Raw genomic sequence first — 25,251 nt, 5'->3', positions numbered from 1 at the left:
TAATAGAATTATTCTACCACTCTATTATACCTAACTCTTTATCTTTTAAGTATTTATTTGCATCTAAAAAATTATTATTCCCAAACCAATAGCCTCTATTAGCACTTAGTGGAGATGGGTGACCAGCCGTTAATATTTTATGTTTGCTACCGTCAATTAATTTTATCTTCTTCTTTGCATACCCTCCCCAAAGCAAAAACACAATATTCTCTTTTTCATTACTAATCATTTTAATTATTGAATCTGTAAAAACCTCCCATCCCTTTTTTTGGTGACTGCCAGCCTCATGCGCTCTTACAGTTAAAGTTGCATTCAACAATAAAACACCTTGTTTAGCCCATCGTATTAAGTTTCCACTTTCTGGATAGGACACCCCTATATCGGACTCAATTTCTTTAAAAATATTTTTAAGTGAAGGTGGATAACTCAAGCCATCATTAACAGAAAAACATAAACCATTAGCTTGACCAGATCCGTGGTAAGGATCTTGACCAATTATAACCACTTTTAAATCTTCAAAAGGACAATAGTTAAACGCATTAAAAATTTGATTTTCGGGAGGAAAACAAGTCTTATTTCTATATTCAGACTTAATAAAACACAAAAGATCTAAAAAGTATAGCTTCTTAAATTCTTCTTCCAAATAAGGTTTCCAACTTTGATGAATATCAATGTTCATTTTTAACTAAATTTATTAAAACTAAAATAACATTATCTTTCGTCTAAATAAAAATTTACCGCATTGAAAACATTAAAATTTCCAACCGCCCAAACCATTTTAATACTAATTGCTGGATTAGTAGCCATTTTAACTTGGTTTGTTCCTTCAGGAAAATACGATTCTTTAGCTTATAACAAAGCTGAAAACACTTTTACGAAAACAAGCTTAAACAAAACCACTATACTTACTGCATCACAAGAAACTTTAAATCTTCTTGAAATTAAAATCCCTATAGATAAATTTACTAATGGAGATATTTGGAAGCCCATTAGCATACCTAATACTTATAAGAAAGTTGAAGCAAAACCACAAGGTGTTATTGCTTTTATAAAATCTCCCATTAAGGGCATAATAGAAGGCGCAGATATTATTTTTCTTGTTTTAATTATAGGAGGTTTAATTGGTATTATTAATTATACAAATGCTTTTGATGCAGGTATTTCATGGCTAGCCAAAACATTAAAAGGATATGAGTACATACTCATTATATTAGTTACTACTTTAATTGCAATTGGAGGTACAACATTTGGCTTAGCTGAAGAAACCATAGCTTTCTATCCTATTCTTATACCCATATTTTTAGCAGCGAAATACGATGCCATGGCACCATTAGCATGTATTTATATAGGCTCGTCGATAGGCACAATGTGTTCAACAACAAACCCTTTTAGCTCCATTATAGCATCTGACGCAGCTGGAATAAATTGGACAACTGGAATTATAGGAAGATTTATTATGCTAGGTTTAGGAACTCTAATTTGCATCTTATATATTATTAGGTATGCTCAACGTGTAAAAAAAGACCCTACAAAATCTATTATATATGATCAAAAAGAAGCTATAGAAAAACATTTTGGTAGCACTACAAATTCTACATTAAAACTAACTTTCCGTTTACGCCTTATACTTATTGTATTTATTTTGTGCTTTATAATTATGATTTATGGCGTTTCTCAATTAGAATGGTGGCTTATAGAAATGACTGTTGTGTTTCTAATTGGTGCCATAGCCATAGGCATTATAGGTAAAATAAAAGAACACGCTTTTGTAGATGTTTTTGTAAAAGGTGCTGGAGATTTATTAGGCGTTGCCATAATTATAGGAATAGCTAGAGGCGTAACTATTTTAATGAATGATGGACAAATTAGCGATACCCTTTTATATTATGCAAGCAATACAACTAATGGTATGAATAAAGGCATATTTATAAATACTATGTTATACATTTATGGTGGGTTATCCTTCTTTATACCTTCATCTTCTGGTATGGCGGTATTAACCATGCCAATAATGTCTCCCTTAGCTGATGGTGTTGGTATAGGGCGAGAAATGATTGTAAACGCTTATCAATACGGGATGGGCTTATTTGCATTTATAAACCCTACAGGATTAATTTTAGCCACTCTAGCTATAGTAAAAGTTGGATTCAATAAATGGTTGAAATTTGTGATGCCACTTGTTATTATCCTATTATTATTTACAATGCTAGTATTAACTATCTCGGTTTATATATAAAAATTAAGACAATATTTTAACCATTAATTCTCTAAGCAAATCCCCTTGAGGCACAGCGTTAGAACCAACGCCCTTACTTTTTACATCAAACTCTCTTAAGGTTGAAACAACAGCACTCACTTTTCGCATGGGGAAGTTTTTAGCTGCTGTAATATAATCGTTAACAAAATAAGGATTCACCCGTAATGCAGACGCTACACTTCTTGGTGACTTATCTTTTAATCCATGAAAATGAAGTAGTTGAGAGAAAAAACCAAATAGCAATGATACCGTAACCACCATGGGGTTATCTTTAGGGTTATCAGCAAAATAATTAACTATTTTATATGCTTTGAGTGTATTTCGTTCTCCAATAGCCTTACGCAATTCAAAATTATTATAATCCTTACTTATTCCTATATTTTCTTCAATATGATCTGGAGAAATTTGAGTGCCTTCTGGTAAAATAATTTGAAGCTTTTCTAACTCATTATTGATTTTACTCAAATCTGTTCCTAAAAACTCAACAAGCATTTGAGCCGCCTTAGGCGAAATAGTATATTTTTTGGGAGATAACACACGACGTATCCAATCGGCAACTTGATTTTCATAAAGCTTTTTACTTTCATAAACCACACCTGTTTTCTTGAGTGTTTTATATAAAGCCTTACGCTTATCAATCTTTTTGTATTTATAATTAACCACAAGAACCGTTGTAGGTTGTGGGTTTTCAGCATATTTAGCTAGTTTTTCAATAGAGCGCGATAAGTCTTGAGCTTCTTTTACAATAACCACTTGATATTCTGCCATCATTGGGTAACGCTTTGCATTCCCTACAATATCATCAACTGTTACATCTCTACCATACAATACCATTTGGTTAAAACCACGCTCTTCTTCAGCTAAAACTGTAGCTTCAATATAGTCTGAGATTTTATCAATATAATAAGCCTCCTCACCCATTAAAAAATAAATAGGTTTTAGTTTTTTGTTTTTTATGTCAGTAACTAATTGTTTGACTTCGTCCAAATCGTAATAAAAATTTCTATGAAAATCACTTGAAGTGACATTATAATGATAAATTTGTGAGGTGCAAAATTTAAATTTCCACACATATAAATTCAGATTCAAAAATAGCGAAAATAAAGTTTCTATTTTTGATCCAGTACGCAAAAAATTTATCATTTTACAACCTGAAGAATGGGTACGTCAGCATTGTATTCAGTTTTTAATACAAGAAAAAGGGTATCCTAAATCTTTAATTAATGTTGAGAAAGAAATAATTATAAACACATTAAAAAAGCGCTATGACATTGTAGTATATAATCCAGATGGCAGCATTCACCTTATAGTAGAATGCAAAGCACCAAAAATAAATGTTAATCAAAAGACCTTCGATCAGATAGCACGATATAATTTAGAGTTAAATGCCACTTTCTTAATGGTAACCAATGGATTAAATCATTATTATTGTCAAATGGATTTTGAAAATGAGTGCTATCAATTTTTAAAAGAAATCCCAGAATATAAAAAATGAGATTAGCAGTTGTCATATTAAACTGGAACGGAAAAAAGCTTTTAGAGCAATTTTTACCATCAGTAATTAAATATTCAAAAGGTGCAGATATTTATGTTGCAGACAATGCCTCAACAGATGATTCTATTTCATTTATAAAAACTACGTACCCTGCTATCAAAATTATTCAAAACAAAGGAAATGAAGGCTATGCCAAAGGTTATAACGATGCTTTAAAAATGGTAGAAGCTGATGTTTTCTGCTTATTAAATAGTGATATTGAAGTTACTTCAAACTGGCTAACCCCAATTATTAACACATTCTCAAAGGAAGAAAACACAGCCATTATTCAACCAAAAATATTAGATTACAACAAAAAAGACTATTTTGAATATGCAGGAGCTGGCGGTGGGTTTATAGATAAATATGGGTACCCATATTGCAGAGGAAGAATTTTTGATACTCTTGAAAAAGACCAAGGACAATATAATGATACAACCGAAATATTTTGGGCGTCAGGAGCATGTCTATTTATCAAAAGTAATGTGTTTAAAAAATTAAAAGGTTTTGATGAGCACTTTTTTGCACACATGGAAGAAATAGATCTATGTTGGCGTGCAAAAAACTTAGGCTATTTAATAAAATATGTTGGTGAAGCAGAGGTTTATCATGTCGGCGGAGCTACACTTAAAAATACCAACCCAAAAAAAACCTTCTTAAATTTTAGAAATAGTCTTATAACATTAACTAAAAACGCTAACGGTTCTATTCTTGGAAAAATATTTATGCGCCTCATCTTAGATGGTATTGCTGGAATAAAATTCTTAATTGAATTAAAACCCAAACACACTTATGCAATCCTTAAAGCACATTTTAGTTATTACTACCATCTAAATCATATCTTAACTCAAAGAAAATCAATAAAAACCAAAACAAAATACTACTCCAGAACATCCATAGTGTTCGATTATTTCGTAAATAAAAAAACCGACTACAAAAGTTTATAACTCGTTAGTAAAAGTTTTGTTAAAATGTTAAAACAGACTGATTTTTGCATATTTTTGTGTCAATATTTAGAATATTAATCCTTAATAATAATCATGAAAAAAATTTTATTACTTAGTGTATCTGCAATGCTTTTACTAAGTTCATGTGTATCAAAAAAATTGTTCACAGATCTTGAAGCAAAACAAAAAGAAACTCAAGACTTACTTAATTCTGCAACTGTAAAGTTAAACGCGTGTTTAGAAGACAGAGCTTCTGCAACAGCACGTGTTGAGGCTATGAAAGATCAGTTAGAAGATTTAAAAAAGAACAACAATGCCCTTATTAAAAGTTCTCAGGATTTAACAGAATTAACAACAAAAGGTGCAACTAATCTTGAAAAATCTTTAGAAACTCTAAAAGAAAGAGATTTAAAAATAACACGTTTACAAGATGCAATCACTAGAAAAGACAGCGTTACTTTAGCATTAGTAACAAGCTTAAAGCGTGAGGTTGGCATAAATGACCCTGATATTGAAGTAAATGTTGAAAAAGGTGTGGTATTTATATCTATTGCTGATAAATTATTATTTCAAAGTGGTAGTTACAACGTAACATCAAAAGCTAAAGATGTATTAGCAAAAGTAGCTAAAGTAATAAATAGCAAACCAGATTTCGAAGCTATGATAGAAGGTCATACAGACAGTCAATCATACAGCAAAGGTGTGCTAATTGATAACTGGGATTTAAGTGTAAAACGTTCAACATCTATTATTAGAGTGCTTCAAACTCTCGATGTTAATCCAGGACAATTAATTGCCGCAGGACGTAGTTCTTATGTGCCTTTAGCAGATAATGATACCGCTGCAAACAGAGCAAAAAACAGACGTACGCGTGTTGTTATCTTACCAAAAATCGATCAGTTTTACGACATGATTGAAAAAGAAATGAAAAATCTAGAAGCCGGTAACTAATACCACTTCAATACATATTTAAAAAGCTCAACTTTTAAGTTGGGCTTTTTTGTTTTTAATACTTTGGGCGTTACCCTGAAAAAGGGTCAGGCTTTCCGTTACAATCTTTTTAAAACATCATTGCGAGGAGTGAGCGACGTGGTAATCTGTTCATCATTTGTTTAAAAGCTAATTCAGTTCTGGTAATTTTAAAAAGGATTTCCTCTGCAATCCTTAACGCGGGCTTAGCAACTTCTTTACAAATTTGTTATATCATTTTAGTGTATTATTTAAATTTATCATAAAAATTGGCTAAATTTATTTAACGGCAGATATAAAACATTAGGATTCACAAGCTAAATAATAAAATTAAGCTTAACTGCCAGTTCTGAATTGATTTCAAATTGTATTTTTACGTGAGGATTCACAAGAAGAATGATTCGATATTATTTGAAGGTTTTGTTGTGAATTGATTTCAAATTGTATTTTTACGTGAGGATTCACAAGCTTCATGTGAGGGTAATAAGGTTAAAAGCCATTGTGAATTGATTTCAAATTGTATTTTTACGTGAGGATTCACAAGAAGCACAACTTTTAGCCCATAACGAAACCTGTTGTGAATTGATTTCAAATTGTATTTTTACGTGAGGATTCACAAGTATGCCATTTGATATTAAGTGCGTTTTTGGGTTGTGAATTGATTTCAAATTGTATTTTTACGTGAGGATTCACAAGCTTTTTCACAACCACATCCGCTAGAGTCATGTTGTGAATTGATTTCAAATTGTATTTTTACGTGAGGATTCACAAGATAGTTCCCATTTTTCCATAAATAAAATTCGTTGTGAATTGATTTCAAATTGTATTTTTACGTGAGGATTCACAAGCCGCCGCCAGCAGAATTATCGCCGCTTATGGTTGTGAATTGATTTCAAATTGTATTTTTACGTGAGGATTCACAAGAACTACATAAGGCGCACTAACTCCATCTACGTTGTGAATTGATTTCAAATTGTATTTTTACGTGAGGATTCACAAGTAACTATAACCCAATTATCACGCTCAACCCGTTGTGAATTGATTTCAAATTGTATTTTTACGTGAGGATTCACAAGATATTGTTTGGGATATAAATTCTAAGCAACGTTGTGAATTGATTTCAAATTGTATTTTTACGTGAGGATTCACAAGCTTCAATGTTTTCAAACAAAACGCTGCCGTGTTGTGAATTGATTTCAAATTGTATTTTTACGTGAGGATTCACAAGATGCTTGTAAAATTTATATTAATAATTTTAGTTGTGAATTGATTTCAAATTGTATTTTTACGTGAGGATTCACAAGACCTTTACATAAACAGGTAGAAGAAGTCCTGTTGTGAATTGATTTCAAATTGTATTTTTACGTGAGGATTCACAAGCAGGAATTACTGTTGCTCGTAGGTTAGCCGGTTGTGAATTGATTTCAAATTGTATTTTTACGTGAGGATTCACAAGCGTTGGTATTACCATAATGCTCTAACTCATGTTGTGAATTGATTTCAAATTGTATTTTTACGTGAGGATTCACAAGGTCAATCCCGATTTGTTGAGTAAAATCAATACATCGGGATTCCTTTTTAAAATAAAAAAATATTACCAAATTCAATTTAGAATAACAGAATTAGTTGATTTTCTATTTCTAATAAACTTAAAACAATTGTAATTGCTGTGTTGGCTGTGGCATATCTACTTCTTTAATACCATGAAATAATTCCATGTTTCCAAACTGTTTATCGGTTATTTCTAATATACAAATTTTACCATATTTAGGGAGACTTCGTTTAACACGTTTGGTATGAACTTTTGCATTTTCTCTACTTGGACAATGTCGTAAATAGATTGAAAACTGAAACATCGTAAACCCGTCATCGATTAATTTTTTTCGGAATTTATTAGCTATACTTCGCTCTCTTTTAGTTTCCGTTGGTAAATCAAAAAACACAAGTACCCACATAATTCTATAAGCATTATAACGCGTTTCGGTTAACATAATTAATCAATCTAATACAGGATATTTTATTTGTCTTAGTTCTCCTGTGTAACATTTATAAAGACTTGAAGTAGTGGTTGTAACCGCTATTAATAATGGTCTAACAGCACCGTCTATTTTTACATCCTGAGTTGCTATAGTCAATATATGTGCCTTTACCTCTTTTGTTAATTCCTCTTGAACACCATGCATAGAAACATAATTAAAAACTAACTTATCAATAAAAGGTCTGTATGGCTCCATAATATCATCTGCTAAACAATAGGGATTGTATTTGTTTCGATGATAAATTCCTAAAACAGGTAACAAACCACTACTAACCAATGCTCTTGCAACTATACTTCTTAAAATGGCATATCCAAAATTCAATAGATTATTAGGTTCTTCTCCAAATCGAGCTCTCGAAAAATCGTCAAACAAATGTTTCCAGTAAAATTGAGCAGCCATCCCTTCTCGATTTGTAGTATCACCACTTTTAACTTCTAAACCATAAGCCATCATAGGCTCACTTGCTTTATTATTCAATTCTAAAAGTAATTGTTGATTCTTTATTTTTTGTTCAACGGTTTGCTTCCATAATTGCTTTTTTAAAGGTTCTGAAGCTTGTAATTGGTATTTAATTCTTTCAGAATATTCCGTATGCCCATATAATGGCAACATTAATCCTAATGGCAAATGGTGCGTGTCACAATTAACAACGGCTACATTATTTCCTTGTAAACGAATTAATAATTGATTGCTAATGGTTATTTGAAAATGATCTAAAACCAATAACGCCACATCTTCAATTGGCACACTCCCCTTTAGTGTTTTAGTTTCAGCATCTTCAACTAGCATTTGGTTTTGCTTTAATTTTAAATAGGATGCATTACCGATATAAATGGTTTTTTTAATCATCTTTATATAAAATTATTCTCACTTTTTATATTTCCTAATCTATCCGATTTCAGCTTTAAACATATTTCTTTTATTCTTAACCCATCAATTGATAATTCAGATTTATTTAAACTACCAAACTCTCCTATTTTACTTTTAGAATCATAAGTCTTGATAAGTTTAGCAATGTGATTATTAATAAAATGACATTCACCGCCAGTTGAACTTACCATTTTATATATCCTTGCTATTTGTTGCTTAGACAAATTATTAAAATCTATCGAAGCAGTGTTTTTTAACTCTTCATCGGTTGGCACATAAACTAAATCATTAGGAGAAAGTGAAAATAAAAAGTTTCCTTTTGTATGATTAGGTTGAATTGGCAAGCGTTCATCTTTAGGGAATTTCGCTGTTTGTTTTTGATGCTCTATAACTTCATTTAAAGGTACAGTTTCAAAAACTCTTTTTTGTTTACTTTCATCATAATAAATTGCAAAAAATAAATTTGTACCTTTTGCCGCTTCAACAAACTTTTTGCTTTTAACTCCTGTTTGCCCTATACTAAATTTACTTCCTTCTTCATACAAACGTACTTTATAAATAGGATTGTGATTTTTACCATTATTCAATATTTGGATATTTTTATTCAATGCTTCTATTCCATCAGTATTAAATGCTAAATCAAATCTTTCTACATTCTTATCATCTATGTAATTCTTTAAATGATTTTCCAGAATAAACTTTATACCGCTATCTGTTATAGATTCCAATTGTTTTCTAGTGAATTTTTCTGATAATGCTACCCTAGTTGCTGTTGCACTTGTTGTCCATTCAAAAACCTTAACCTTAGTTACTTCTTCTTCGTCAACTAATAATGGAGTTTCTTTCAAGTGTTTTTTAATACGTTTTAAATCCCCATCAAAAACAATAGATAAACTTTTTACTTTTCCTCTAATACCTTTATCTACTATGAGTTCTGGCTTATCTAAATAGCTTAAAAGATTACTTTCTCCTTTCTTTTTCTTTTTAATTTTAACGGAACCTGATACGGTTTCTTTGTGCATTGGTTTTCTAATAGCCCAATTATTGCCTTTTATTTGTTTAACCAATTCCTTTTTAAAAGTGCCGTTTTCTTGAGGTATCCATTGCCAAGTTTTATTATTAGTTTTATTAATAACTCTTAAATTCTGCTTAAAACTTATAATCGTCCTTTCTAAATGTTCTTTAGCTTCTTTAGTGAAATTGGACCAAGGTATTTGAAAATGTTTTGTGTAATGTCCTTGTCCATTTTTAACTAACAAACTATCACGAAGCCCAAAATTTTCTTTTTCAGCATGTAATGCATTTAAATATTGTGTGTGTTTTTGGGTACAACAAGCAACAACTAATGCATCTAAGGCATGATGTCGATGGTCAATTCTTTTTTTATTAAATCCTCTGGAAATTGCATCAGGAACCTGTGTTCTAAATGCATTTATTTTCTCATCCCAATACCCAAAGTCTTGGGTATTGGTTAATTCATTAAGTCGTTTAAATCTTGGTGCAACTAATTCATTCCATTTATCATTTAAACCCCAATCGTGTTTTAATTTTGAGGTAATTGAACCTGTAACAGGAATTAATCGTTTTGTTGTTGCTTCTTTCTCACCGTCATTACGAACAATATTACTCAACAAACTTTTTATAAGTTTACTAATATATCTGCTATCGTTTAGTTGACGGTTGATAAAGCCTTCAGGTATATCTTCTGATAATAGATTTTTAAGTTTAGTTCTATTCTTTTTAAAGTATTGGGTACAATGGTCTTCATAATGTTCAATACTCAATAGTTTTACAGAATTACCATTACTCAAAGTAACTATTCTTCCTTTTTCGTCTTTTAAAAATTCATAAGCGGTACGATTATCTTTAAGTTGGTTTACTTCACTTTCACAAATTATTTTATTTGATAAAGAATTATCAAAGTATCGCGATTGCGGAATAATATGTTCAATTTGATAATCTATTGAAAACAATTTACTCAATGGAATAATTTCTTTTGTGTAGGGAGAAATGTAACCTTGCTCTAACCATAATTTATACTTAATAATTTCGGATTTTGATGGTGAACTATTTTTTCTGATTTTAATAATATCATCTTCCGCTAACTTTTGATAGCTAACTTCTGGATTTTGAGAAACACCTTCTTCATAAATTTTTAAAATTTCTTGATGACTTGGAGAATATGGCCTTATGTCATCATTAGATTCTGATTTCAGTTCTTCTAAAAGTGATTTTATTCTAGTATTAGTATTTTCATTTTCTGTATTTCTTGCTGACATTTTTTTACGCTTGTCATTAGAATTTTTCATTTCTCTACCAAGTTCTACATGTATTTCATTAAAAAAATCTTTTTCTCCATTACCATACTGTTGCCAAATATCTCTAACAACACGCAAAGTTTCAGTTACTACCTGCTCAACTATTGGATTTCGTAAACTATGTTGTTTAAACTCATTTAAATAAGTGCTTATATCACTTGGATAGTTCCAATTTTTAACAATTCCAACTTCAGAATGTCTTTCGTAAACAGCATAACAAGCTTGATATGTATTTAAACCCTTTAATGGATTTTTATCTTTAAACGAAAGAAAACTTTTTATAAATTGTTTCGGGATTTCATCATCAACAATAGTTTTTAACCTGTCTTTTTTATCTTTTTCAAAAACTTCTTTATCATAATTTATACTTTCTAGTCGGTCTTGTATTTTTCTAATTCTATTTCTAACATTCAGAGAAATTTCACTTTCTTGCCAATACTTACCCATTCGCATTAAAGTCAATATTTTTTTAATTGCTTTTTCTGAATAAGCTCCATATTCATTTTTAAAAGGCGGGTATTTTATAAAGTTTTCAACAAGTGAAGTTTCATCAAGATTATTTTTTACAGCAAATGTTTTTAAAGCTGTTTTATATTGTTCTTTGTCCTTCACAGAATAAATAATTTGCCATAAAGAAAACTCTACTTCTTTAGTTAAGAATTCATTAACATCAAGGTTTTTTACTTTTTTTAATCGTGATAAAAATGATGCTTTGGTTTCGTTAGCAGGATATTTTTTATCTTCAACATAATTCCATCTGTAATTTATCTTGTCTTTTTTATTAATCTTTTTTAGACCTACCAAATATTCAATAATATGATTCTGCTCTACTTCTTTTTTTGTATTTAAAAACTCAAATAGATTTACCCAATCTATTTCATCTTCAAAAAAAGTAGTAGTAACATCTTCATCCAGTTTTCCACTTTCGTTATTTTCTTTTTGATAAATTTTTAAATTTCTTAAAAATTGCCACAATCTAAACTCTTGAAATAAAGGATGTGATTTAGAAATACATTTTATAGGTTGTGGGGGTTGTTTTATACCGTCTTTAAAAAAAACTCTTGATTCATAAGTGCAATTTGCAATAGTTGACTTTTTACTTTTTAAAGGGCGTTGATAAAAAATAATATCGTCTAAAAACAAGTATTCAAAATTTTTATCTTTTATGTTATTTTGATGCGCTTCATTTCTAGGGTATAATTCATTTACACAGGCTTGATATAGTTTTCTGTCTTCTAGCTCTGGATGAAACGTTATTTGAGTCTTTAAAATTTTCTGCAACTCGTCTTTATAAAATTGCCTTTCAATAGTTTTAACAAGCTTACCACGTATTTTTTGATTTGGGTTAGACAACAATGTTTCATAAATATATTCTCCTACTGTTTTAGAACTCTCCTTTATATCTTGTTCTGTTTTCTTTTTTATCGCAATCCAATCTTTTTCAGAATCAACAATTTTATAACTTCTTTTTATGTCTCCATTTTTAAGTAAAGAAGTGGTAACTATAAACTCTTTTGTTTTATGAAGCCAATTTTCAGGTTTTGTAATTTGCTTTTCATATTTCCAACCATTATCAAAATAAACATCATACAATACATCCCCCGTTTTTTTGATTATCTCGCCAGAATTTTTTATTTCAGATACAAATAGAGTTTCGAAAGTTTTATTTTTTTCTTTATCACTATCAGTATCTTCCATACCTCTTAATTGATAATAACCTCTCTTTTGATTGAAATTTAAAAGTACCCAAGCCAATTCTTGCTTACTAATTTTTTTGGCAAGTGCCTTTTTACGTAAATAATACAGAGTCCAATCCAACGGTATTTTAGTGTCTTGTTCATTTTTTTTAAACTCATTTACCATTTCTTGAAATGAATCCATGAAAATGAACTCGTGTTTTCTGGAACTATTTTTTCTGTAATTTAATTTTACTTCTTTGTCATTTTTAAATTGACCAAAATGTTTATCAAAATCTATAGCATTACCATAATGTTCTGGTAAAAAGCCCAAAATATTTAAAACACGATGTAATCGCTCTCGCCGCAGTAAATTTCTTTGAATTAATCTTCTAACACCTCTATAGCCAGTTCTTTCAGCCGTTTGTGAATGAGATTGACCAGAATCAAATTTCCCTAATATTTCTTGAGACATAGGGATTATTCTGCTCCCTAATCCATTTATTTCTCCTTTTTTGTTTTTAAAATCTTGAGATATTAAAGCCCAACCAATTGAATTTGTTCCTAAATCCAGTCCTAATATTTTCTTCATATAAAATTTAATTTTTATTCAATTCTCTAAAATTGCTACTTTCTTAAATATTCCTTTTACTGAAACCCGTTATTTCAATTAAAAATAGTTTGTTATATTGCAGTACAATTTGAAATCAATTCACAATAAGGATTATTCCGTTGTGAAAACATTCAAAGCGGTTCTTACGAATCGCTTTTTTTTACAATAAATTATTTGCTAAAAATTCTTGAAAGAGAATTTTAAATATATTAAAATATAAGTTATTTCTTGTATTTACGAAGAAAAATCTTTATTAATCAACTCACCCACTTCATCATTAAAGCACATGCAAATGCCGCATACGTGCCTAAAGCATAGCCTAAAACGGCTAGCAACACACCAACAGGCGCCAACGACGGATGAAAAGCACCAGCAACCACAGGCGCAGAAGCAGCACCGCCAATATTAGCTTTAGAGCCTACTGCCAAAAAGAAATATGGTGCTTTAATAATTTTAGCGACTATAAACAATAGGCCTACATGAATAATCATCCAAACAAAGCCAATGGCAAACAAACTTATATTATCTACAATAGCATTTAAATTCATTTTCATACCTATGGAAGCTACTAAAATGTAAATAAAAACAGTACCAATTTTACTTGCTCCTGCCCCTTCGTAACTCTTTATTTTGGTAAACGACAGGATAATACCAACTGTTGTAGCGGTAATGATTAACCAGAAAAAGGAGCTTCCTAGTCCGAAATCAACCAGTAAAGGGGCATTTTCTTTTATCCAAACGCTTAAGTTGTCTCCTACTAAATGCCCAATAGATGTAACACCGAAACCAATACCTAAAAGGATTATTAAATCGTTAAAGGATGGTACTCTTGCGGTTTCTAAACTAAATTGCTCCATCTTATTTTTTAACTTGGTAATGGATGAGTTATCTGCTTTAAAATATTTATCTATTTTATCTGATTTAGCAACGCCCAGTAATAAAAAAGCCATCCAAACTTCGGCAACCAAAACATCTACAACGGCCATAATACTAAACAAGCTATCGCTAACTTCCCATTGCTCTTTCATGGCTAATTGATTTGCGCCACCTCCTATCCAACTTCCTGCAACGGTTGACAAACCTTTCCATAACTCGGTGCCTTCCACCTCAATTAATATTTCTGGTGCTACGTAATTAAAAAACACAATAGCCAAAGGCCCTCCAATCATAACACCAACGGTAGCCGTTAAAAACATGATTAGGGCTTTTGAACCTAATTTAAAAACGCCTTTTAAATCGATGCTCATGGTTAAAAGCACCAATGAGGCCGGCAATAAAAACCGAGAAGACACATAGTATAATTTACTACCGCCTATAAACTGTGAATATGCTGATGCGTCTATGTTATTTACAGCAACATAGTCCTTTAACGTATTTAGGTTTGTTACACCATCTAAATTCCCATAAACGGATTGCAAATGTTTTATAGTTGCAGAAATATCCACCCATTTATCTGCAATTAAACCCACAGAACTCAATACCGATGGGATGAAATAGCATAATAAAAGCGCTGGAATAATTCTATAAAATTTTGAAAATCGAGGTAAACTGGATGTGTAAAATATGAGTGCTAACGTGATGCATAATACACCGAAAATTATAGTGTCATTAGCAAATAAAGGAATATCACTGTTAATTTCAGATATGTTCATACACTATACTGTTTCAAAATCTAATTTCTAATTTTAGATTCCCGTTTTCACGGGAATAACAATTTCGATAGAAACACCAAGACAGAGTCTCAAGGAATTCTATTCGATTAAAATATCTCCAAACTGCCTTTCCCTTCTCTAACAACTATAGGTTCACCATCAGATAAATCAATTACTGTAGAAGGTTCGTTATCGCCATAACCACCGTCAATTACCAAATCAACCAAATTATCCCATTTTTCAAGAATTAATTCTGGGTCTGTAGTGTACTCTAAAACCTCATCTTCGTCATGAATGGATGTAGATATAATAGGATTCCCAAGAGCTTTTACAACCTCCAAAGCAATGCTATTATTAGGCACACGAATACCAACGGTTTTTCTTTTTTTAAAAGGATTTGGCAACGATTTTGAACCAGGAAGAATAAAAGTATAAGGCCCAGGAAGCGCACGCTTTAATATTTTAAAAACCGAAGTATCTATTTGTTTTACGTAATCACTTAAATTACTTAAATCATGACAGATAAAAGAAAAATTAGCTTTCTCTAGTTTAACCTCTTTAATTCTAGCTACTTTTTCTAAAGCTTTTAAGTTAGTAATATCACAGCCCAACCCATAAACCGTATCAGTCGGGTAAATAATTAAACCCCCTCGCTTTAACACATCAACAACTTTGTTGATTTCTCTGGGGTTAGGGTTTTCTTCATATATTTTAATAAATTCGGCCATTATCCTATAACTTCTAATTTTGCAAAACGTAGCAATAATTTTTTCACACCACCATGTTGAAAATTGATTTCAGCCTTGGTGTCTGCTCCAGTTCCCTCAATTTTCTTAACTTCTCCAGTTCCAAAACGAATGTGTTTCACAATATTACCAACAGCCAATTTACTATCGAATAAATTGGTATTACCATTAGTACTTCCATTGGTATTAGCAACAGGTTTTAAGTTTTTAGGTGTAGTAACTTGAAATTTTTCTGATTCTTTACTTGCAGTTTTGCCTTTTTTAAATACAGGTTTTTTAGCTGGTTTATATCTTATTTTATTAGGCTCAACATCACCAAAAATATTGGCATCAAGCATAGGGTTAAAACGGCGTTCTTCAATTGGTGTTACTATATCTAAATACTGTTCGTCTATTTCTTCAATAAAACGACTAGGTTCAGAATCTACTAATTTCCCCCAGCGGTAACGCGATAATGCATACGTTAAATAAGCTTGTTTCTCGGCACGTGTTAAGGCAACATAAAATAAGCGTCGCTCCTCCTCTAGCTCACTACGCGTATTCATACTCATGGCACTTGGAAATAAATCCTCTTCAAGCCCAACTACAAACACAGTAGGAAACTCAAGGCCTTTAGCTAAATGTATAGTCATTAGCGCAACGTGGTCTGCATCACCTTTATCTGCATCCAAATCGGTTGACAAAGCCACATCTTCTAAAAATTCAGCCAAATTACCAGTAGTATCAGCTATTTCTTTTTGACCTTCAACAAAGTCTTTCATACCATTTAAAAGCTCTTCAATATTTTCCATTTTAGCAACTCCCTCTGGCGTGCCATCTTTATTGAATTCTTTTATCAAACCTGTAGTTCTGGTAACGTGTTCTGCTAATTCAAAAACATCGGCTGTTTGATTTAATACTTGAAAACTTTCAACCAGCGTTACAAAATTTTGAAGTTTCGTTCTAGTTCCAGAGTTAATCTTAACATCAGTTTTATCAATGTTTTTCATAACCTCAAAAATGGTACGTCCATAACCATTTGCAGACACTATCAATTTATCAACTGTAGTTTGCCCAATACCTCGTGGTGGAAAATTAATGATACGCTTTAAAGCTTCCTCATCAGCAGGATTTATAATCAAACGTAAATACGACAAGACATCTTTAATTTCCTTACGTTGATAAAACGACAAACCACCATAAATTCTATATGGAATATCACGCTTTCGCAAAGCATCTTCAATAGAACGCGATTGTGCATTGGTTCTGTACAGAATAGCAAAATCACTATTCATTAGCTGGTCGTTCATTTTGTTTTCCCAAATGGTACTAGCTACATAACGCCCTTCATCACCATCTGTTAACGACCTATTTACTATTATTTTTCCGCCTTCATCATTAGCAGTCCAAACTATTTTATCAAGCTTCGTCTGGTTCTTATCAATAATTGAATTTGCAGCATTTACAATGTTTTTTGTGGAACGATAATTTTGCTCCAATCGAAATACTTTTACATCATCATAATCTTTCTGAAAATTCAAAATATTATTAATATTTGCGCCACGGAATGCATAGATACTTTGCGCATCATCTCCAACAACACATATATTCTGAAACTTATCAGACAAAGCTCTAACAATTAAATATTGTGAGTGATTTGTATCCTGATACTCATCAACCAAAATATATTTAAAACGATTTTGGTATTTAGCCAAAACCTCAGGGAAACGCGTCAGTAACTCATTGGTTTTCAATAACAAATCATCAAAATCCATAGCGCCTGCTTTAAAACAACGCTCAACATATTCCTTATAAATCTCTCCCATTCTAGGGCGTCGTGCCATAGCATCAGCTTCCTTAAGTTCTGGGTTTTGAAAATATGCACGCACCGTTATCAAGCTATTCTTGTAAGATGATATTCTTGAACGCACTTGCTTGTACTTATAAATATCCTTATCAAGATTCATTTCTTTAATGATTGAAGCAATCAATCTGTCTGAATCCTGAGTGTCATAAATGGTAAAATTACTTGGGTACCCTAATCTATCGGCTTCAATTCTCAATATTTTAGCAAATACAGAGTGGAATGTTCCCATCCATAAATTCTTAGCTTCACTAGCGCCAACAATACTAGCAATACGCTCTTTCATTTCACGAGCTGCTTTATTTGTAAACGTAAGCGATAAGATATTAAAAGGGTCAATACCTTTACTCATCATGTAAGCTATACGAAATGTAAGCACACGTGTTTTACCAGAACCTGCACCAGCAATAACAATCATAGGGCCATCAACTTGAATTGTAGGCTCTAATTGCGCTTCGTTTAACTGGCTTAAATACTTTTCCAAATCATCATCAATTTTATTACGTGAAAATAACCAATGTTATGCTTTTTCTGCCTCTGAATTATTAATAATTATAAACAATTAAAAGATATAACTGTATTCATGAATTTTGAATATATTTAAACTTTATAAAAATTTAAGATGGATATAATATTAGACTTTTTTTCAAACATAGCGTGGTGGGGCTGGATTTTAATTGTATTAGCAATAATTGCTATACGCGATATCTTCTTTCAAAAAGCACACACTATTAGCCACAACTTCCCCATTGTTGGTCATTTGCGTTATTGGCTAGAAAGCATTGGTCCAGAAATGCGTCAATATTTTGTAGCTAACAATAGAGAAGAATTACCTTTTAACCGTATTGAACGAGGTTGGATTTACGCCTCTGCAAAAAAACAAAACAATTACGAAGGTTTCGGGACCGATAGAGATATTCATGCCCATCAGCATATTTTTATAAACAATGCAATGATGCCTTATAAACTACCCGAAAGTCATCCTAATAAAATAGATAAAACATTTTTACCGTGTGCCAAAGTAATGGGTGAATTCAATAAACGTAAAAGACCTTTTCGACCAGCTTCAGTAATAAATGTATCTGCAATGAGTTTTGGCTCACTTTCAGCCAAAGCAATAGAATCATTAAACAAAGGTGTAAAAATTGCTGGTGCATATCATAATACTGGCGAAGGCGGTTTATCTCCCTACCATAGCTATGGTGGCGATGTAGTATTTCATTTCGGAACGGGATATTTTGGCGTTCGTGCTGAGGATGGCGGATTCTCCATGGAAAAAATGGTAGAGCTAGTAAATAAAAATCCATTTATTCGTGCTATAGAAGTAAAATTATCACAAGGTGCAAAACCAGGCAAAGGCGGTGTTTTGCCAGGAGCCAAAATCACCAAAGAAATAGCAGGTATTAGAGGTGTTGAAATTGGTAAAGATGTATTATCACCTCCTACGCACAAGGCATTTTCCAATGTGCCAGAAATGCTCGATTTTATTGAAAAAATTGCCGAAGCCACAGGTTTACCTGTTGGTATAAAAGCCGCAATTGGCAAGCTAGAACAATGGGAAGAATTAGCAGACATTATGAAAAAAACAGGAAAAGGTCCAGATTTCATAACCGTTGATGGTGGCGAAGGCGGTACAGGTGCTGCACCTCCTAGTTTCGCAGACCATGTCTCCTTACCTTGGGTTTATGGTTTTAGCGATTTATATAAACTATTTAAAAACAAAGGGTTATCAGAACGTATTGTATTTGTAGCAAGTGGAAAATTGGGTTTCCCTGCAAAAGCAGCTATGGCCTTTGCTATGGGCGCAGATTGTGTTAATGTAGCCAGAGAAGCCATGATGAGTATCGGTTGCATTCAAGCACAAGTATGCCATAACAACAAGTGCCCTACAGGTATTGCCACACAGAGTAAATGGCTACAAAATGGCATAGACCCTACTTTAAAATCTGAGCGTTTAGCGCAATATTTTAAAACCTTTAGAAAAGAATTTATTGAAATTACACATGCAGCTGGTTATGAGCATCCGTGCGAATTCAAAATGAGTGATATTGAAATAAATGTTGATGACCACAACCTTTCTAAAGAGCTAAACAGAACATACATGTACGAAAAAACACCAGTGCCTTTTAAGAGCATGCAGCATTTAAAAGAGTGTATGCATTTAGGCGGGGCAGAATAAGTTTTCAGCCTCAACTTACAGACTTACTCAAATCATTTTTTTTGGGCGTAACCCAACGGGTCGGGCTATTCGCTATATCTTTTTAAAACGTCATTGCGATTAGTGAGCGATGTGTCAATCTGTAAAAGCCTATCTCTATACTTAATTTATTACTTCCAAAGTTTTAAAAAGGATGCCGCTTCTATCCCTTACGCAATTCATTGCAACCTCAGTTCATAAATAATTATGTTTACAACAATATATCAAATTTACTCAATAAATAATTTTTGTACAATAAGAACAAACCGCTTATGTTTGTAATTAAATATTTTTTTTATGGAAATTAGCCGAATTATAGACCTGTTTTTATTTGCAATACCTTCGTTAATTGTGGGGATTATAGCTTATCACTTTTTTAAAGAACACACCAAAAATGAAGATGGTCGAAGACGCTTTTTATTAAAGAAAGACATGCAAGTAAATGCGATGCCATTACGCCTCCAAGCCTATGAGCGCATGGCGCTTTTTCTAGAACGTATATCGCCTTCAAAATTACTTATTAGAATTACTCCAACATCCTCAATTAAAGAAGATTATGAATCTTTACTTATACAAAGTATAGAACAAGAATTTGAACATAATTTATCACAACAAATATACATTAGCGACAAATGCTGGAGCATTGTTACTACAGCAAAAAATGCCACAATTCAACTCATTAGAAAAGCCAGTATGCTGGAAAAAACAGATACAGCAAACAAACTAAGAGAAGTTGTTTTAACCGAGATGATGGACCGCCTTTCACCAAGTGACGCAGCCTTATCATTTATAAAAGAAGAAGTTTCAGACTTGTGGTAAATCAGTTTCACGCAACTCATTAGAACGTGCTTGTTCACACTTCTTTTTTGCATAATAATACCCCTGCTGCCACCAAGATGTCATTAATTTTTTATTAAACACTAAAGAGTTCTCTGTTAGTTTTGCAGGCGTATAATACAAGTTAAGCTTTACATCTTTATTTTTCGCCGCTAATTTACCAATCAAAATATCACTTCGTTCAACTTGATCCAGTAAATGCCCAAACAAATTTAGCATTAAAGAAAACGGGTTTTTACCAAGCACTTTATTATAAGCCATACTTTCAGACTCTAGTATAATCGCATCAATTTCTGTGGCGCCTCGCAAAATAGCTTCTCGAATAGGAACCACACAACCAAAGGCTCCATCTGCATATTCAAAGCCATTCTTTTTAACCAAAGACATAAAAGGTATATAGTTACAAGATATCCAAATCCAATCACAAAATTCGTCATAACTAAAATCTTTTATAGACTTATACTCTACAATATTTTTAGACAAATTAGAAACCGTTACAACAACATCATCTTTAGTTTCTTTTATAGCCATAAACTCTTCGTAAGTGAAATTCTTTTTCAGATAACGACGTAAAGCTTTACTCTCTCCAAAGGTTCGTTTCATTTTAATAAACTGCCATAAAGAGTTTAAAAAATCAATAGACACAAACTCTCTATTTCCTTTTTTACGCACAACAAAAGGATTAACACTAAATATATTACCTTGATTTACATTAGTAAATACTTTATGGATTTTTTCAATCTTACCAGCAGCTAAGTGAGGAATTAACAAACTCCCTGTGGATGTTCCAAAAAACATATCATAGTTTCTACCTTCTTCTGTAATCAAATACTCTGCTACACCTCCTGCATAGGCACCTTTACTTCCTCCTCCTGATATTACTAATGCTTTCATAATTAAAATTGTATGTAAATATAAAAACTTAACATTTAACTAATTGGCTTTTATGAGTTCTTTTGCAAACTTTGAAAATCGCCAGTTATGATGCTTAGTAGCTTGTTTTAAGTTTTCTTTACAACCATCATTACAAGCCTGTATTTGATTTAAATATTGAAATGCATTTTGGCGTATTTCAAAACCATATTTTGGACTTGTATAATCTGTTAGTTCCTTGTAAATGTTTCGTATGTTTTTATCCTCAAAATCAGGTGAAACCAAGTTTAATGCCAACCATAAAGTTCTAACATTTTTATCGCTAAACCCTTGAATATTTTTGGTTTTATCTAAATATTTTTGTCGGTCTTGCGGGAAGTTTTTCCATAAATTAAATAAGGCAGCTTCAATAGTTATGTATGATTTATCATTTAAAAGAGACTCGTATTCTGATTTTAATTCTGAGGGTATTTTAGTCAGGTTTTGAGCAATCGCTTGACGGACTTTTAAATCATTTGAATTTAGTCCTTTTCTAATAATACTATCATGTACAATATTGATTTCATCTCTCGAAAACAAATGTGCCTTTACTTTAGAGCCAATAGCTTTACCCCAGTATCTGTCCACACTATATTCTAATGAATGAGACGAAAACATTAATTCTTGATCTAAGGCAAACATTCTTGAAATTTCTTTTGAATTCTGCTTTAATGAACTGATACAATCTTCGTAAAGATATTTTTCATCCTCTAGCCAAGTTTTTACAAACTCACTTAAATCCACACCACTAGCCTTTTCAACTTCTATTATAAAGTTTTCAGTCTCAACATTTTTAAATTGATGTTTCAATAAATAATTCTTAACACCCTTTTTAAAAGCCCCATCCCCTACTTTTTCTCGCAATATATGCAACACCCAAGTTCCTTTTTTATAAAAAGTCGTGCTACTCGATTTTGGGTTTAATAACGAGGTGCTTCCTCCTGCTTTATCCTGTTCTAACAATTCTTGAGCGTATTCATATAATCGCCAATAGTAATAGTCATCTCCAAAAATATCGCGTTCTGCTAACAAAGCATAATACGTTGCAAAACCTTCTTGAAGCCAATGGTGTGTTCCTGAAGTTTCTGTAACCAAATCACCAAACCATTGGTGTGCTAATTCATGAGCGTTAACATTTACATAGTTTTTATCTACAAACGCAATAGAATCGGTTACAAAACTATCTGCAAAAATAGTTGTGCTTGTGTTTTCCATACCAGCATACAAAAAATCTTTTACAGGAACTTGCTTATAGTTTTGCCAAGGATAAGGAACACCTATTTCTTCTTCAAGAAAATCGAACATGCGTTTAGAGTAGCGATAAGTTGGTTCAAATTTCAACGAATCTTCAGGATAATAATACATTTCTAAAGGAATTCCCCTTTTTGAAAAGGTTACTTTTTTATCATAGTTACCTACAACCAATGCTACTAAATAGCTTGACATGGGGTTTTCCATATCAAATTCCCATAAATTATGTATCGATGTTTCTCTTTTAGAAACCATCTTTCCGTTAGAAATTACCTGATAACCTTTTGGAGCTACACAACTTATATCAAACTCTATTTTATCATTCATATCATCAATAGATGGTAACCAATGACTTGTATTTTTTCCTTGACCTTGAGTCCAAATTTGATTTCTAGAATCATTATCCCAACCTATAAAATACATCGCTTTTTTAGGTGAAGCAAAAAACAGAAAGTTTAAGGTATGCGATGCAGAAGCTTTAAAATCGTTATATATGACAAGCTTTTTGCCATCATTCTTATATTTAACAGATACCTCGTTTAAAGCCACATTTAAGAACTTCATACCTATCGCATCCAAGTAAATAGAATCTGTCTGCTTTAAAATATCAAACTTTATTTCATAAGAATTAAAAACCGTACTATCTACTTTCATTTGATTGAAAGCCAATACTGTTTCAATTTTTTTAAAATCAACAAATTTGGTTTGCTGCGCTATTAGAAGATTCACGCAAAAACATAAAATTAAAAAGATTCGATTCATGTTTTTAAATTTAATACCAAATTAAACATATAATGTAGTATCTAAATTGGTATATCAAAGATTAATCCAAAAACGGGATATAAATCTTAAAAACTATGAAACTCAATCAAATTAGCTTCATAATATTGGGCACCTAATTTTGATAATAAATTTTTTACCAAATAACTATCACCATCAATAGCCAAGGCAGAATATCCTACATCATTCAACTTTCCTAAACGCAAATCTTTAATGTTTATCTGATTTGAAGCCAATGCAGACAACAATATAAGCAATACCCCTGGAGCATTATGATGCTTTGTTATAATAACCTTATCACTTAAAGCCAAATTTAATTTTACACCATCTAACTCAAGCAGATACACACCTTCATTATAATAATTTGGCATAGCTGCATTTTCTTGATAGGTTAAATCTTTAAAAAGTTCCGTATCGGTACCCATTGCAAAATCAATAGCATTTTGAACTTTACCATTTTTATTATCAATAGATAAAAATGCAACTGCAGTACCATCATTATTAGATTTTAAGCGAGCAGTTTCAACATTAATACCTTCTGAAGCCAGCGTATTAAATAATGATGAAATAACCCCTGGCGCATCCAAATGCTCAGAAAACAAACCATTAACAATAGTTTGAGTATCCTTAGGAATTTCGTTTGTTACGGTAATTGACTTGCCCCACTTACGAATTCTAATAGCATTATAATCTCCCATACCCGTGGCACTTCTGTATAAATCTACAAACTCAGAAAACGAACCACCAAAAGAAAAATCAGGAATAATACGTCTTTGATTATCGTCTAGTCTTTGATTTAACAGCTCAATTCCCTTATTTAAAACCGTATATTTTACTTTTAAACCATGATCATCATAAACGGTACGTTTCTCAGGAATTAACTTTGAGTAACTCACATAGCTCTCATAACCCGCTTCATGAATATATTCTAAGCTTTCTTTATAGTTTAAGCCATAGTATCTTACATGATGTGTATCTGTACCCACACATACTGGTATTTGAAGCTCGTTTGCACGCCTTAATATACTCTGAATAGGATACACACCAACACCTTTAAACTTACCAGCCATATTCACATCTAAAGACAAGTTTCTATCAGCTATAAGCTCTAAAAGTGTTCTGAATTTATTAGCTAATGGATGTGCACTTGATTCAAAATTTACTAACGACTCCGGCATCTCAACATTCAATTTTGGTAAATCAATATGCCCAATAATTTGAATCATATCTCCAAAACTCTCAATCATTTGGGTCATTTCATCAAAATAGCCACCCCAATACGCTTCAAGACTACCGCGCATTTTTAATAATTCTTGAGCCTCTTCTTTTGACCCATCATAAGGTAAGCCTTCAGGTGCAAAATGCACAGAACCAATAACATAATCAGCATCTTCAGCCTGAAATATTTTAGACCGACTCCATTGCAAGCCAACATCTGGCCCCATCCACTCTAACTCAACGCCATACTTAATATTTATACGTTCGTCATATTTTTCACGAAGATCAGCAATGCGTTTTGGATAGTTTAAATACGATTTATTACCACGAATAAACTTCACATTAGTATCTCTTTCAGCAGTATAACGAAAGTTAGTTAATCGGGGTGAGTGAATTATAAACGTTATACTTGGGTTACCAGCCTCAATAGCTTTATCCACTATATCTTCTAATTTATCAATACCATGCTTAACATGATCTTGCTCTGTTCCTGCATGAATACCGTGCGTTTCCCAAATAAATTCGTTGAGTTTTCTCATCAATCAATATGCGTTAAATTATCTTTTAAGAATACCAAATTTAACCATTGAAA

General features: G+C 32.0%; 17 protein-coding genes and 1 CRISPR repeat array. Of the genes, 6 read left to right on the top strand and 11 right to left on the bottom strand.

Going from position 1 to position 25,251, the window contains the following annotated elements:
- Positions 1-13: 13 nt before the first annotated feature.
- Positions 14-679, bottom strand: a complete 666-nt coding sequence (ung, locus tag Q0870_RS07360) for a uracil-DNA glycosylase (RefSeq protein WP_298553887.1) — start codon at positions 677-679, stop codon at positions 14-16.
- Positions 680-742: 63 nt separating this feature from the next.
- On the opposite strand from ung, the gene Q0870_RS07355 reads away from it, so the two are divergent.
- The gene (locus Q0870_RS07355) at positions 743-2,236 is read left to right on the top strand and encodes a YfcC family protein (RefSeq protein ID WP_298553884.1); all 1,494 of its coding nucleotides are present in this window, start codon (positions 743-745) and stop codon (positions 2,234-2,236) included.
- A 3-nt stretch (positions 2,237-2,239) separates the two neighbouring features.
- Here Q0870_RS07355 and holA read toward each other — a convergent pair whose 3' ends face one another.
- Positions 2,240-3,244, bottom strand: a complete 1,005-nt coding sequence (holA, locus tag Q0870_RS07350; protein ID WP_298553881.1) for a DNA polymerase III subunit delta — start codon at positions 3,242-3,244, stop codon at positions 2,240-2,242.
- Positions 3,245-3,305: 61 nt separating this feature from the next.
- Here holA and Q0870_RS07345 point away from each other — a divergent pair, with 61 nt between their 5' ends.
- The 3 genes from Q0870_RS07345 (at position 3,306) to Q0870_RS07335 (ending at position 5,689) form a co-directional block, all read left to right on the top strand.
- On the top strand, positions 3,306-3,752 hold the full coding sequence (locus Q0870_RS07345) for a type I restriction enzyme HsdR N-terminal domain-containing protein (protein ID WP_298553878.1): 447 nt from the start codon (positions 3,306-3,308) through the stop codon (positions 3,750-3,752).
- Positions 3,749-4,738: a glycosyltransferase family 2 protein gene (locus Q0870_RS07340; RefSeq protein WP_298553876.1), complete on the top strand. Its 990-nt coding sequence runs from the start codon at positions 3,749-3,751 to the stop codon at positions 4,736-4,738. The genes Q0870_RS07345 and Q0870_RS07340 overlap by 4 nt, the downstream gene beginning before the upstream one ends.
- A 93-nt stretch (positions 4,739-4,831) precedes the next feature.
- Positions 4,832-5,689: an OmpA family protein gene (locus Q0870_RS07335; protein WP_298553874.1), complete on the top strand. Its 858-nt coding sequence runs from the start codon at positions 4,832-4,834 to the stop codon at positions 5,687-5,689.
- Between the two features lie 364 nt (positions 5,690-6,053).
- Positions 6,054-7,239: a CRISPR direct-repeat array (repeat unit 46 nt; unit sequence GTTGTGAATTGATTTCAAATTGTATTTTTACGTGAGGATTCACAAG).
- Positions 7,240-7,356: 117 nt separating this feature from the next.
- Here Q0870_RS07335 and cas2 read toward each other — a convergent pair.
- The 6 genes from cas2 to Q0870_RS07305 all read right to left on the bottom strand — a co-directional run bounded on the left by cas2 (position 7,357) and on the right by Q0870_RS07305 (position 17,948).
- Complete coding sequence (cas2, locus tag Q0870_RS07330) at positions 7,357-7,698, bottom strand: CRISPR-associated endonuclease Cas2 (protein WP_298553872.1); 342 nt, start codon at positions 7,696-7,698, stop codon at positions 7,357-7,359.
- Between the two features lie 6 nt (positions 7,699-7,704).
- Entirely contained in the window at positions 7,705-8,595 is an 891-nt protein-coding gene (gene cas1, locus Q0870_RS07325) for a type II CRISPR-associated endonuclease Cas1 (protein ID WP_298553869.1), read from the bottom strand.
- Positions 8,596-8,597: 2 nt separating this feature from the next.
- Positions 8,598-13,202, bottom strand: coding sequence for a type II CRISPR RNA-guided endonuclease Cas9 (cas9, locus tag Q0870_RS07320; protein ID WP_298553867.1), 4,605 nt, complete (start codon positions 13,200-13,202; stop codon positions 8,598-8,600).
- A gap of 278 nt (positions 13,203-13,480) precedes the next feature.
- Positions 13,481-14,875, bottom strand: a complete 1,395-nt coding sequence (locus tag Q0870_RS07315; protein ID WP_298553865.1) for a DUF819 family protein — start codon at positions 14,873-14,875, stop codon at positions 13,481-13,483.
- Positions 14,876-14,982: 107 nt separating this feature from the next.
- Positions 14,983-15,603, bottom strand: a complete 621-nt coding sequence (locus Q0870_RS07310) for an L-threonylcarbamoyladenylate synthase (RefSeq protein ID WP_298553863.1) — start codon at positions 15,601-15,603, stop codon at positions 14,983-14,985.
- Positions 15,603-17,948 carry a UvrD-helicase domain-containing protein gene (locus Q0870_RS07305; RefSeq protein WP_298553860.1) on the bottom strand — a complete coding sequence of 782 codons (2,346 nt, stop codon included), beginning with the start codon at positions 17,946-17,948 and terminating at the stop codon, positions 15,603-15,605. The genes Q0870_RS07310 and Q0870_RS07305 overlap by 1 nt, the downstream gene beginning before the upstream one ends.
- 138 nt (positions 17,949-18,086) lie before the next feature.
- Here Q0870_RS07305 and Q0870_RS07300 point away from each other — a divergent pair, with 138 nt between their 5' ends.
- Positions 18,087-19,643, top strand: a complete 1,557-nt coding sequence (locus Q0870_RS07300; protein ID WP_298553858.1) for an FMN-binding glutamate synthase family protein — start codon at positions 18,087-18,089, stop codon at positions 19,641-19,643.
- Positions 19,644-19,958: 315 nt separating this feature from the next.
- Positions 19,959-20,480 carry a hypothetical protein gene (locus Q0870_RS07295; RefSeq protein WP_298553856.1) on the top strand — a complete coding sequence of 174 codons (522 nt, stop codon included), beginning with the start codon at positions 19,959-19,961 and terminating at the stop codon, positions 20,478-20,480.
- Here the strand turns inward: Q0870_RS07295 and Q0870_RS07290 are convergent.
- From Q0870_RS07290 to Q0870_RS07280, 3 genes are all read right to left on the bottom strand, one after another.
- Positions 20,466-21,392 carry a patatin-like phospholipase family protein gene (locus Q0870_RS07290; protein ID WP_298553855.1) on the bottom strand — a complete coding sequence of 309 codons (927 nt, stop codon included), beginning with the start codon at positions 21,390-21,392 and terminating at the stop codon, positions 20,466-20,468. The genes Q0870_RS07295 and Q0870_RS07290 overlap by 15 nt on opposite strands.
- 39 nt (positions 21,393-21,431) lie before the next feature.
- Positions 21,432-23,390 (bottom strand): M1 family metallopeptidase, encoded by a 1,959-nt coding sequence (locus Q0870_RS07285; RefSeq protein ID WP_298553854.1) that lies wholly within the window; start codon positions 23,388-23,390, stop codon positions 21,432-21,434.
- A gap of 119 nt (positions 23,391-23,509) precedes the next feature.
- Entirely contained in the window at positions 23,510-25,198 is a 1,689-nt protein-coding gene (locus tag Q0870_RS07280; protein WP_298553853.1) for a histidinol-phosphatase HisJ family protein, read from the bottom strand.
- Positions 25,199-25,251 lie beyond the last annotated feature (53 nt).

Origin of the sequence: uncultured Algibacter sp. (assembly GCF_947487575.1) — a bacterium.
In the GTDB taxonomy this organism is placed as follows: Bacteria; Bacteroidota; Bacteroidia; order Flavobacteriales; family Flavobacteriaceae; genus Algibacter_B.
Note: the sequence above shows the minus strand (reverse complement) of the source record. Positions and strands in the feature narration are given on the sequence as shown.

Coding starts and splice junctions, on each gene's coding strand:
- Q0870_RS07290 (WP_298553855.1), bottom strand. CDS start 21,392: ATGAAAGCATTAGTAATATCAGGAGGAGGAAGTAAAGGTGCCTATGCA.
- ung (WP_298553887.1), bottom strand. CDS start 679: ATGAACATTGATATTCATCAAAGTTGGAAACCTTATTTGGAAGAAGAA.
- Q0870_RS07300 (WP_298553858.1), top strand. CDS start 18,087: ATGGATATAATATTAGACTTTTTTTCAAACATAGCGTGGTGGGGCTGG.
- Q0870_RS07340 (WP_298553876.1), top strand. CDS start 3,749: ATGAGATTAGCAGTTGTCATATTAAACTGGAACGGAAAAAAGCTTTTA.
- Q0870_RS07310 (WP_298553863.1), bottom strand. CDS start 15,603: ATGGCCGAATTTATTAAAATATATGAAGAAAACCCTAACCCCAGAGAA.
- Q0870_RS07315 (WP_298553865.1), bottom strand. CDS start 14,875: ATGAACATATCTGAAATTAACAGTGATATTCCTTTATTTGCTAATGAC.
- Q0870_RS07335 (WP_298553874.1), top strand. CDS start 4,832: ATGAAAAAAATTTTATTACTTAGTGTATCTGCAATGCTTTTACTAAGT.
- Q0870_RS07295 (WP_298553856.1), top strand. CDS start 19,959: ATGGAAATTAGCCGAATTATAGACCTGTTTTTATTTGCAATACCTTCG.
- cas2 (WP_298553872.1), bottom strand. CDS start 7,698: ATGTTAACCGAAACGCGTTATAATGCTTATAGAATTATGTGGGTACTT.
- cas9 (WP_298553867.1), bottom strand. CDS start 13,202: ATGAAGAAAATATTAGGACTGGATTTAGGAACAAATTCAATTGGTTGG.
- cas1 (WP_298553869.1), bottom strand. CDS start 8,595: ATGATTAAAAAAACCATTTATATCGGTAATGCATCCTATTTAAAATTA.
- Q0870_RS07280 (WP_298553853.1), bottom strand. CDS start 25,198: ATGAGAAAACTCAACGAATTTATTTGGGAAACGCACGGTATTCATGCA.